Source organism: Rhizomonospora bruguierae (assembly GCF_018397995.1).
GTDB lineage: Bacteria > Actinomycetota > Actinomycetes > Mycobacteriales > Micromonosporaceae > Rhizomonospora > Rhizomonospora bruguierae.
The window spans coordinates 143,194-153,974 of record NZ_BBQH01000078.1 but is presented as its reverse complement, the minus strand read 5'-3'; the positions used below and the strand labels follow the sequence as shown (position 1 = coordinate 153,974).

Genomic DNA, 10,781 nt, shown 5'->3' with positions numbered 1-10,781 from the left:
AAGATCAATATCCACCCACGAACCGTCCGCCCGGCGCGTCCGTTGCGGCACCACCGCCGACTCCGCCTCGAACCCGCCCGACGCAGTAGCGAACACCTGCGTGAACTCGGTACGCGCCGAACCAACCTCGACCCGCTGACCCGACCGCCGGGCCTGCGCAGCCGCAGCCTCCTCATCAGCCGCCACCAACGACGCCGGAACCGCCGGCGAGGCGACCGGCCGCGATGGCGCAGCCCGCACCGGGACACCCGCCATCGTGAGCACGAGCAGAACAGGCAACACTCCCGCTAACGGCGCCACCAACCGACGAACCCTGCCCGACACCCGCAGCGCACCAGGTAACCGCCGACCCGCCACATCCACCCCCGTCACTAACCTGACGGAGAGCCCGAACTGTACGGAGGCTGAAGAAGACCTGTAAAGGTCCCATACAACCTGCCACTACAAAGGGGGCATCAGCGCGCGAAGCAGACATCAATGCTACGTAGAGCGATAGATCAACAGCACCGAGAGACGGCCGAACGTCGGCCCACGCACCTGCGGGACTATCCGGAACACCCTGGTCTCGTGACCACTCAGCGCGCGGCGCGCACACACGGACGACTGTCGCCCCATCGAGTGACGACCGTTGCTGCTGACCACAGGCGGAACGGACGAGAGGTGGCGGTCATGCGGTCGGCCAAGGGTGTGATCTTCAAATGGTGCGGATGCCGTGACGGCCGCGGCCGGCGGCTGGAACAGCGTTGCCCGCGACTGACCGAGCAAGGTCATGGGTCGTGGTACTTCCACACCTCGGCGAGAAATCTGCTCGGCCGCTGCGAGCGGGTCCGCCGCGGCGGCTTCCCTTCGCAGGCCGCCGCCCGCCGAGCCCGCGACGAGTGGCTCGCCGCCACCAGCGAGGAGCACACCACCCGGTCCTGGACCGTGCAGCGGCGGCTGCGGTACTGGCTGTCCACCCGCACCCACCCGCGACGTCGAGCAGGTCCTCATTCCCCGGCTCGGCACGCTGACCGTCGCTGACCTCGACGCCGCACTGCTACGGGCGACCTTCACACAGATCGCGAAGACCACCAACACAGTACGCCGACCGCGTGGTGCTAGAGGTGTGCAACAACAAGCGCGGTAACGGAGTCTACGAGAGCAACTATGGTCAGTACCGGATGTGGACCGGCAACGGCGTCAAGGTACGCCAATGGGTCGGCGCGTTCGGCGTAATTACTGCCAGTCAGGCGATCGAGCAGGCTCGAGTCAAGGCGTCGTGCGACCGCTACCAGGACCGCCAGGGTGACCACCGCCTGCTCGGGCCGGAGAGCCTGCCGAAGTATTCCAAGATCGATGGTACGTATATGTTGTGTGAGATCCGCAACGAACGATCTGCAACGGATGCCGAACATGTTTGCTTCGCGGCACTCGCACGTGAGGACGTCGCCTCGGTAATAATGGTTGAGGCTAACTCCCATGACGAAGCCGTACGGGCGGGAAAGCAATTTGCTGATCAGGTCGCGCTGCAGCTAGCTGCAGCCTGGCGAGAGCCTTTGAGAACCAAGGCTATCGCGTGCGCGTGATGTGGCTCGTAGCTGTGCTTTCCGGCTACAGTCGCCGTCCTGAATGGCCGGTCCCTCGGGGCTCGCCGCGGTGGGCAGGTCCTGTTGGCCGTACTCGTGCGTCTGCCGCTTAATACGACAGCCCGGGTTCGTTATGTAGATGTGGGTTGATGGATTGCGTGCCCTCGGCGGCGGTAGTGGCTGGTCTTGGCGCGGGCTTGGTGTTGACGGCGCCAGTGGGACCAGTGCAGCCAGTGGTCGATCGGGTGGATGGTGTTGGTGATGAGCTTGGTGAACAGGCGGCGGATCTCGCTGAACGTCAATGGGATCAGCGTGTGGTCGGGGGCGTCGGCGTGCCGGATCAAAGGTAGGGAGCGCCCCCAGCGGGTCAACGGAATTGACCGCGAGGGCTTGCGGCTCAACGGACGCGGATCGGCGCGGTACCGGAGGGCACGAGCCTCCTGCCTCGCTGGTACGTGCACCACCGGCACGCCGGGCCGGTCTCCGGCATCGCACGGACGTGCAAGGCGATCTCCGCGTTCGGCCGCGAGCGGGGAGGCGATTCCCAGCGAGGTGCCCGCCCGTCAGGTCGCGACCGCGCCGGCCGCTTCGACGATCGCCGGGTCCAGGTTGACGTCCACCTCCTGGCGCCGCGGCTGCCGGGTGAGGGTGGCGCGCAGTTCGGCCGGCTGGACCTCCAGGTACGGCGGGGCCTGCGGCTCGCCGGCACCGTCGGGCAGGAACGGGCGGCGCCGCACCCGGTCGTCGCGGACCCGCACGGTCTGGCCGGGCGACAGCCGGTGAGCGGGCAGGTCCACGACGACGCCGTCGACCGTGAAGTGGTGGTGGCCGACGAGGTTGCGCGCCTCGCGCAGGGTGCGGGCCAGGCCGGCCCGCCAGGCCACCACGTCGACGCGCTGTTCGAGGGCCGCGATGAGCCCCTCGGCCCGGTCGCCCGGCTGCCGGATCGCCTCGCTCAGGAGCCGCCCCAACTGTCGGCCGCGCAGGTTGTACTCTGCGCGCATGCTCCGGCGCTGTGCCACGGGGAGCCGCAGCCCCGCCACGGCGGACGGGCGGGACCGTCCCGCGCCCCGGCGGCGGCGCCGGCGGCGGGTCAGGTACCAGGCGCACCTGGGCGTCAACAGCAGGCCGGAATCGGCGGGGTCGCCCAGCTTCCTCTGTGACGCCATGCGGCTCTCCTTCCCGCGATCCGCCGGCCGGCAGCGCATTCCCGACGCCGGGGCGTTCCGTACATCGTCGACCGGGGCGGGATGAGGGCGGCTCGCCCGCACGGGGCGGGCGAGCCGCGGTGGTGCCGTGCGGTGGTCAGTGTGGCGCCGGCGCGGATGCGCCCGGCCCGGTGGCCGGTGGCGCGGCCAGCAGGCCGCGGCCGGCCAGGTTGGCCATCAGCGCGCGGATGCCGAACTCCCACGGCGGCGCCTCCTCCGCCGTCACCACCGTGTTGACCAGGCAGCCGAGGGTGGGCGTGGCGATGCTGACCACGTCGCCGCGCCGGTGCGTGAATCCCTGCCCGGGGGCGTCGCGGTCGTCGGTCGGGGCGAACATCGTGCCGGTGAACAGGACGAACCCGTCCGGGTACTGGTGGTGGCGGCCGTGGGCGTGCCTGACCAGTTCCTCGAAGCCGCGGCTCATCTCGCCGACCGAGCTGACCGACTCCAGCAGGTACCCCTCGGGGCCCTCGATCCGCAGGGTGACGTCGGCACGGCGCAGCGTCTCCAGGGTGAAGCCGTCGTCGAACAGCCGGATCAGGGGGCCGAGCGCGCAGGAGGCGTTGTTGTCCTTCGCCTCCGCCAGCAGCAGCGCGCTGCGCCCCTCGAAGTCCCGCAGGTTCACGTCGTTGCCCAGCGTGGCGCCCACGGCCCGGCCGGCGCTGGTGATCGCCAGCACCAGTTCGGGCTCGGGGTTGTTCCACACCGACCGGGACAGCACGCCGATGTCGGCCCCGGTGCCGACCGACGCCAGGACGGGCGCCTTCGTGAAGATCTCGGGGTCGGGGCCGATGCCGACCTCCAGGTACTGCGACCACAGGCCCTCGGCGACCAGCACGTCCTTGACCCGGCGGGCCTCGGCCGAGCCGGGCCGGACGTTGGCGATCGCGCCGCCGATGGCCGCCAGCAGCCGGGCGCGCACCTCCCGGGCGCGCGACGGGTCGCCCTCGGCCTGCTCCTCGATGACCCGCTCCAGCATGCTGCGCGCGAACGTCACCCCGGCCGCCTTGATGACCTGGAGGTCGACCGGCGACAGCAGGCGGGCCCGGCCGGGCCGGTCGTCCAGGGTGTCGGCGAGCACCTCCCGCAGCGGCCAGGTGCGCCCGCCGGCGGCGTCCCGGGCGAGCGCCACGGCGTCCGGGCGGTCCAGCAGGTCGGACATCGTGGCCGTGCCGGGGCCGGTCAGATCCACCAGGTCGGCGCCGCGCACGGCCACCACGCAGGGGCCGACTTCGGGGTCGAGGAGCCGGCCGACCAGGGTGGCCTGCGGCGCGTCCGCCGGCAGCGCGCGATCCAGGTGATCAGCGGGTGTCGCCATGAGGGGGTCCTTTCCAGGGTCACTCCACGCGAGGTCGACACGGCGGAGGCGGTCAGGTACGACCATTGACGGTTCGATCATCGCATCGAGCCCTGGCATCGAGCCTCGGCATCGCTCCCTTCAGCGGCCCCCTTCAGCGGCCAGGGCGCTCAGCGGCAGCAGATCGGCCGGTTCGTCCCGCAAAAACCGGATGGCGAGCCACGGAACGCAGCGGTAAAATCCCCGACCGTGTTCGCCCCCCAGGCACTCGAGTTCCCCGGGTGACCGCGCAGCCCACCCGGCCGCTGCACCGCCGGCCCGCCGTCTGGGTCGCCGCCGCCGTGGCGGTCGCCGTCGTGCTCGCCGCCGCGTCGGTGGCGGTGATCCGTGGCCGGCGCGGCGTGGGGCCCACGGCGTCTCAACGGGTCGGCGCGCTGGTGGCGACCATCCCGATGGGCGATAGCTGGTCCTCCGCGGCCTCCTGGACCTACGTCCAGGGCGACGTCGGCTACGTGGCGTGGGAGGAGAACGACAAGCACCTGGAGGTGCGCTCCGTCGAGCTGCCCGGCGGCCGGGAGCGGTGGCGCGTCTCCCTGCCCTCCCCGGGCGGCCAGAGTTGGACGGGCCTGATCGGGTTCTCCGGCGGGGTGGTGGCCGTCCCGGCCGAGTTCCCCGACCGCCCGGGCCCCGCGGTCGCGCTGCTGGGCGGTGCCGAGAAGGACCGCTGGACGGTCCCGATGCGCTACTCCGAGGCGCTCTGGTTCTTCGCGAAGACCGTCGTCCACACCGACGAGGTGAATGATCGGCTCGACTTCCTCGACGCGCGGACGGGCACTGTCATCAGCTCGGCGCCGCACCCCCGGTCGCCGGTCGGCCACCCGTTCCTGCTGAGCGTGCGAACCCCGGCGGACTACACCGTTCCCTCGGCCACCGGCGACGCCCCCGGCCGCAACACGAAGGGGTACCCGGGGGTACCCGGCGACCACGACCCGGTCGTCCAGTTCTTCCCGGACGGGTCGGCCCGGCTGTTCGACGCGGGCACCGGGGCTCTGCTGGCCCGGGGCAGCGACGTGGGCGAAGCCAACGACTTCTTCCTCGCCTACGACGGCCGGCTCTACGTCGCGGGTACCCGTTCCGGCTACGAACTCGTCTCCTACGACCTCGCCACGCTGAGCGGCCGGCGCCCGCTCTACCGGCCGGAGCCCGCCGCGCTCCTGCTCGACGTCGCGCCGTGCGGCCGGGACCGCCTGTGCGTGCTCGACCAGGAGGGGGCGGATGACAGCACCCGCCTGCACGCGGTGAAGACCGACGGCGGCGGCGAGATCTGGAGCCGGCCGGCGCCCGGTGGGCGGCTGCTGACCGGGTTCGGCGACCGGGTGCTGGTCCGCGACGACTCGGGAGAACGGTCGCTGCTGTTCGACCAGGACGGCCAGCGGATCGTGGACACGCCGGGTCGGGTCGTGCGGGTCGACCTCGACACCGCGCTCGTCTTCTCCGGACGGCTCACCACCTCGCCGGCGAACCATCACGTGACAACGCTCGACGTGCGCACCGGCAGGACCGTCGCCGACCTGGGCACGCTCGGCGGGATCGCGGCCGGTGACTGCTCCTGGAACAGCACGGTGATCCTCTGCCCCACCGCCGGTGACTTCCGCATCTGGCGGATCGCCGTCGGCTCCGCCGGGTAGGCAACTCGTCGGACGTTAGCGGATTCTCGCCTCATTCGGGGTGCAATGCGGGCATACTCCGCAGCGTGGCGACGAGTTCAGGGCGCGAGCACACGCTGCCCGGCGGGGTGACGGGAGAGGGACGACGTGGCTGAGCGTGGCAGCGAGAGCGAAAACCCGGCCATCCCCGCTCCGGCACCGACGACGAGCCGGCCGAGGACGAATCAGGACTGGTGGCCGGGCCAGCTGAACCTTCAGGTGCTGCACCAGCACTCGCCCCGGGCCAACCCGATGGACCCAGACTTCGACTACGCGGCGGAGTTCCGGACCCTCGACGTCGAGGCGCTGAAGCGGGACGTGATCGCGCTGATGACGGCGTCGCAGGAGTGGTGGCCGGCCGACTACGGCCACTACGGGCCGCTGTTCATCCGGATGAGCTGGCACTCGGCCGGCACGTACCGGATCGAGGACGGCCGCGGCGGCGGCGGTGACGGCGCCCAGCGCTTCGCCCCGCTCAACAGCTGGCCGGACAACGCGAGCCTGGACAAGGCGCGCCGGCTGCTCTGGCCGATCAAGCAGAAGTACGGGCGCAAGATCTCCTGGGCCGACCTGCTGGTCTTCGCCGGCAACTGCGCGCTGGAGTCGATGGGCTTGCCCACCTTCGGCTTCGGCTTCGGGCGCGCGGACGTCTGGGAGCCTGAGGAGATCTTCTGGGGGCCGGAGGACACCTGGCTCGGCGACGAGCGGTACAGCGGCGACCGGCGGCTCGCCGCCCCGCTCGGGGCGGTGCAGATGGGGCTGATCTACGTGAACCCGGAGGGGCCCAACGGCACCCCGGATCCGCTGGCCGCGGCCCGGGACGTCCGCGAGACGTTCCGTCGGATGGCGATGAACGACGAGGAGACCGTCGCGCTCATCGCCGGCGGGCACACCTTCGGCAAGACCCACGGCGCCGCGCCGGCCGAGTACGTCGGCCCCGAGCCGGAGGCCGCGCCGCTGGAGCAGCAGGGCCTCGGCTGGCGGAACAGCTTCGGCAGCGGCAAGGGCCAGGACACGATCACCAGCGGGCTGGAGGGCGCGTGGACGCCCACCCCGATCACCTGGGACCACAGCTTCTTCGAGACCCTCTTCGGGTACGAGTGGGAGGTCGTCGACAGCCCCGCGGGCGCCAAGCAGTGGCGGCCGAAGGGCGGCGCCGGGGCGGACGCCGTGCCCGCGGCCCACGACCCCTCGGTCCGGTACGCGCCGATGATGGCCACGACCGACATCGCGCTGCGCGTGGACCCGGTCTACGAACCCATCGCGCGGCACTTCCTGGCGAACCCGGACCGGTTCGCGGAGGTGTTCGCCAAGGCGTGGTACAAGCTGCTGCACCGCGACATGGGACCGGTCTCGCGGTACCTGGGCCCGTGGGTGCCGGAGCCGCAACTGTGGCAGGACCCGGTCCCGCCGGTCGATCACGAGCTGATCGGGGACGAGGACGCGGCCGCCCTCAAGGACACCGTCCTGGCGTCCGGACTGTCGATCGCCCAACTGGTGCGGACCGCCTGGGCCTCGGCGGCCAGCTTCCGCGGCACCGACCTGCGCGGCGGGGCCAACGGCGCGCGGATCCGCCTCGAACCGCAGAAGAACTGGGCGGTCAACGAGCCGGCCCAACTCGGCGCGGTACTGGGCACGCTGGAGCGGATCCAGCAGGACTTCAACGAGGCGCAGGTCGGCGGGAAGCGGGTCTCGCTGGCCGACCTGATCGTGCTGGCCGGGGGTGCGGCCGTCGAGTGGGCGGCCGGGAACGCCGGGCACCACGTGACGGTCCCGTTCTCGCCGGGCCGCACGGACGCCTCGCCGGAGCAGACCGACGTGGAGTCGTTCGCCGTGCTGGAGCCGCGGGCGGACGGGTTCCGCAACTACCTGCGCGCCGGTCAGAAGCTGTCGCCGGAGACCCTGCTGCTGGACCGGGCCAACCTGTTGACGCTGACCGCGCCCGAGATGACCGTCCTGGTCGGCGGCATGCGCGTCCTGGACGCCAACGCGGGGCAGTCCCGGCACGGCGTCCTCACGGACCGGCCCGAGACGTTGACGACCGACTTCTTCGTCAACCTGCTCGACATGCGCACGCGGTGGAAGGCGTCCACCGCCGACGAGAACGTGTACGAGGGTCGGGACCGCGGCACCGGCGACCTCCGCTGGACCGCCACCGCCGTCGACCTGATCTTCGGCGCGAACGCCCAGCTCCGGGCGATCGCGGAGGTCTACGCCGCCGGCGACGGGTCGGAGAAGTTCGTCCGGGACTTCGTCGCGGCCTGGGTCAAGGTCATGAACCTGGACCGGTTCGACCTGCGCCACGCCTGAGCACCGGCCACCGGGGCGCGGGCGCGCTGTTCGGGTGGCCGCGCGTCGCCCCGGTGCCCGCCGGCCGGGATCTCGGTCGGCTTCTGCTGGCTGGTCGAGGTCTCCCGGCTGACCGGACCGATCAGGAATGGAGAAGCACCGGTCGGCCGGCCGCTCGTAGCGTGCTCGTCATGGCCGTACCAGGCGGGGCCTGACCTCGCCGGTAGCCTATTGGCACATGCCGGACCCCGAGACGAAGCCGGCCGCGATGGGCGCCGCGAGGGTGGCGCCCGCCCGATCGATGGAGGCGCGATGAGCAAGGCCGCGAGGAGTGTCCGGGAGTCGCCCGGGCCGCACGCCGCGGACAGCCACGATCTGATCCGCGTGCACGGCGCGCGCGAGAACAACCTCAAGGATGTGAGCGTTGAGCTTCCGAAGCGCCGGCTGACCGTGTTCACCGGCGTGTCCGGCTCGGGCAAGAGTTCGCTGGTGTTCGACACGATCGCCGCCGAGTCGCAGCGGCTGATCAACGAGACCTACAGCGCCTTCGTGCAGGGTTTCATGCCGACGCTGGGCCGGCCCGAGGTCGACGTGCTCGACGGGCTGACCACCGCGATCCTCGTGGACCAGCAGCGGATGGGCGCCAATCCGCGGTCCACGGTCGGCACGGCCACCGACGCGAACGCGATGCTGCGGATTCTGTTCAGCCGGCTGGGCCGGCCGCACATCGGGTCGGCGCAGGCGTTCTCGTTCAACGTCGCGTCGATCTCGGGCGCGGGGGCGGTCACCGTCGAGCGCGGCGGCACCACCACGAAGGAGCGGCGCGGCTTCAGCATCACCGGCGGCATGTGCCCGCGCTGCGAGGGCATGGGCTCGGTCACCGACTTCGACCTGTCCGCGCTGTACGACGCCGACAAGTCGCTCAACGAGGGCGCGCTCACCATCCCCGGCTACAGCATGGAGGGGTGGTACGGCCGCATCTACCGCGGTAGCGGCTTCTTCGACCCGGACAAGCCGATCCGCAAGTACACCAAGCGGGAGCTGCACGACCTGCTCCACAAGGAGCCGACCAAGATCAAGGTCGAGGGCATCAACCTGACCTACGAGGGCCTGATTCCGAAGATCCAGAAGTCGATGCTGGCCAAGGACGTCGACGCGATGCAGTCGCACATCCGGGCCTTCGTGGAGCGGGCGGTGACGTTCACGACCTGCCCGGAGTGCGAGGGCACCCGGCTCAGCGCGGCGGCCCGGTCGTCGAAGATCAAGGGCAGAAGCATCGCGGACGTGTGCGCGATGCAGATCAGCGACCTGGCCGACTGGGTCCGCGAGCTTCGCGAACCGTCGGTGGCCCCGCTGCTCACCGGGCTCCAGCACCTGCTCGACTCGTTCACCGAGATCGGGCTGGGCTACCTCTCGCTCGACCGGCCGGCGGGCACCCTGTCCGGCGGCGAGGCGCAGCGCACCAAGATGATCCGGCACCTGGGCTCCTCGCTCACCGACGTCACCTACGTCTTCGACGAGCCGACCGTCGGGCTGCACCCGCACGACATCCAGCGGATGAACGGCCTGCTCCGGCAGCTGCGCGACAAGGGCAACACCGTGCTGGTGGTCGAGCACAAGCCCGAGGTGATCGAGATCGCCGACCGCGTCGTCGACCTCGGCCCCGGCGCCGGCACCGCCGGTGGCGAGGTGGTCTTCGAGGGCGACGTGGACGGGCTGCGGGCCAGCGGCACGCTGACCGGGCGGCACCTGGACGACCGCGCCGCCCTGAAGCCGTCGGTGCGCGAGCCGTCGGGGGCGCTGGAGGTGCGCGGTGCGAGTACGCACAACCTGCGGGACGTCGACGTGGACATCCCGCTCGGCGTGCTCGTGGTGGTCACCGGCGTGGCCGGGTCGGGGAAGAGTTCACTGATCCACGGCTCGGTGTCCGGCCGGGACGGGGTCGTGGCGGTCGACCAGGCCCCGATCCGCGGCTCGCGGCGCAGCAACCCGGCCACCTACACCGGGCTGCTCGACCCGATCCGCAAGGCGTTTGCGAAGGCCAACGGCGTGAAGCCGGCGCTGTTCAGCGCCAACTCCGCGGGGGCCTGCCCCACCTGCAACGGCGCCGGCGTCATCTACACCGACCTGGCGATGATGGCCGGCGTCGCCAGCCCCTGCGAGGAGTGCGAGGGCAAGCGCTTCCAGGCCGACGTGCTGCGTTACACCTTCGGCGGCAAGGACATCAGCGAGGTGCTCGCCATGCCGGTCGCCGAGGCCGAGGAGTTCTTCGGCGCCGGACCGGCGCGCACCCCGGCCGCGCACGCCATCCTCGGCCGGCTGGCCGACGTCGGGCTCGGCTACCTCACCCTCGGCCAGCCGCTCACCACGCTGTCCGGCGGCGAGCGGCAGCGGCTCAAGCTGGCCACCCGGATGGCCGAGAAGGGCGGCGTCTACGTCCTCGACGAGCCGACCAGCGGCCTGCACCTCGCCGACGTCCAGCAACTGCTCGGCCTGCTGGACCGGCTCGTCGACGCCGGCAAGTCGGTCATCGTCATCGAGCACCATCAGGCGGTGATGGCGCACGCCGACTGGATCATCGATATCGGACCGGGCGCCGGTCACGACGGCGGCCGGGTCGTCTTCGAGGGCACGCCCGCCGCCCTCGTAGACGCCCGCTCGACCCTCACCGGCGAGCACCTCGCCGCCTACGTCGGCAGCTGACCGGGCTGGTCGA

At 71.4% G+C, this 10,781-nt stretch carries 7 protein-coding genes and 2 pseudogenes; 4 read left to right on the top strand and 5 right to left on the bottom strand.

Annotated features, from left to right (window positions below; genetic code table 11):
- Together KJS59_RS25880 and KJS59_RS25875 are read right to left on the bottom strand one after the other, a co-directional pair.
- A pseudogene (locus KJS59_RS25880) lies at positions 1-300 on the bottom strand (hypothetical protein); the annotation flags it as partial.
- A 467-nt stretch (positions 301-767) separates the two neighbouring features.
- Positions 768-956, bottom strand: a complete 189-nt coding sequence (locus KJS59_RS25875; RefSeq protein ID WP_213455638.1) for a hypothetical protein — start codon at positions 954-956, stop codon at positions 768-770.
- Between the two features lie 135 nt (positions 957-1,091).
- On the opposite strand from KJS59_RS25875, the gene KJS59_RS25870 reads away from it, so the two are divergent.
- Complete coding sequence (locus KJS59_RS25870; protein WP_213455636.1) at positions 1,092-1,565, top strand: hypothetical protein; 474 nt, start codon at positions 1,092-1,094, stop codon at positions 1,563-1,565.
- 131 nt (positions 1,566-1,696) lie between these two features.
- Here KJS59_RS25870 and KJS59_RS25865 read toward each other — a convergent pair.
- From KJS59_RS25865 to KJS59_RS25855, 3 genes and pseudogenes are all read right to left on the bottom strand, one after another.
- A pseudogene (locus tag KJS59_RS25865) lies at positions 1,697-1,885 on the bottom strand (IS701 family transposase); the annotation flags it as partial.
- A 243-nt stretch (positions 1,886-2,128) separates the two neighbouring features.
- Positions 2,129-2,734: a S4 domain-containing protein gene (locus KJS59_RS25860; protein WP_213455632.1), complete on the bottom strand. Its 606-nt coding sequence runs from the start codon at positions 2,732-2,734 to the stop codon at positions 2,129-2,131.
- A gap of 136 nt (positions 2,735-2,870) precedes the next feature.
- Positions 2,871-4,091, bottom strand: a complete 1,221-nt coding sequence (locus tag KJS59_RS25855) for a fumarylacetoacetate hydrolase family protein (protein ID WP_213455630.1) — start codon at positions 4,089-4,091, stop codon at positions 2,871-2,873.
- A gap of 260 nt (positions 4,092-4,351) precedes the next feature.
- Here KJS59_RS25855 and KJS59_RS25850 point away from each other — a divergent pair, with 260 nt between their 5' ends.
- From KJS59_RS25850 to KJS59_RS25840, 3 genes are all read left to right on the top strand, one after another.
- Positions 4,352-5,758: a hypothetical protein gene (locus KJS59_RS25850; RefSeq protein ID WP_213455628.1), complete on the top strand. Its 1,407-nt coding sequence runs from the start codon at positions 4,352-4,354 to the stop codon at positions 5,756-5,758.
- 126 nt (positions 5,759-5,884) lie between these two features.
- Complete coding sequence (gene katG / locus KJS59_RS25845; RefSeq protein ID WP_213455626.1) at positions 5,885-8,086, top strand: catalase/peroxidase HPI; 2,202 nt, start codon at positions 5,885-5,887, stop codon at positions 8,084-8,086.
- 291 nt (positions 8,087-8,377) lie between these two features.
- Positions 8,378-10,768, top strand: coding sequence for an ATP-binding cassette domain-containing protein (locus KJS59_RS25840; RefSeq protein WP_213455623.1), 2,391 nt, complete (start codon positions 8,378-8,380; stop codon positions 10,766-10,768).
- Positions 10,769-10,781 lie beyond the last annotated feature (13 nt).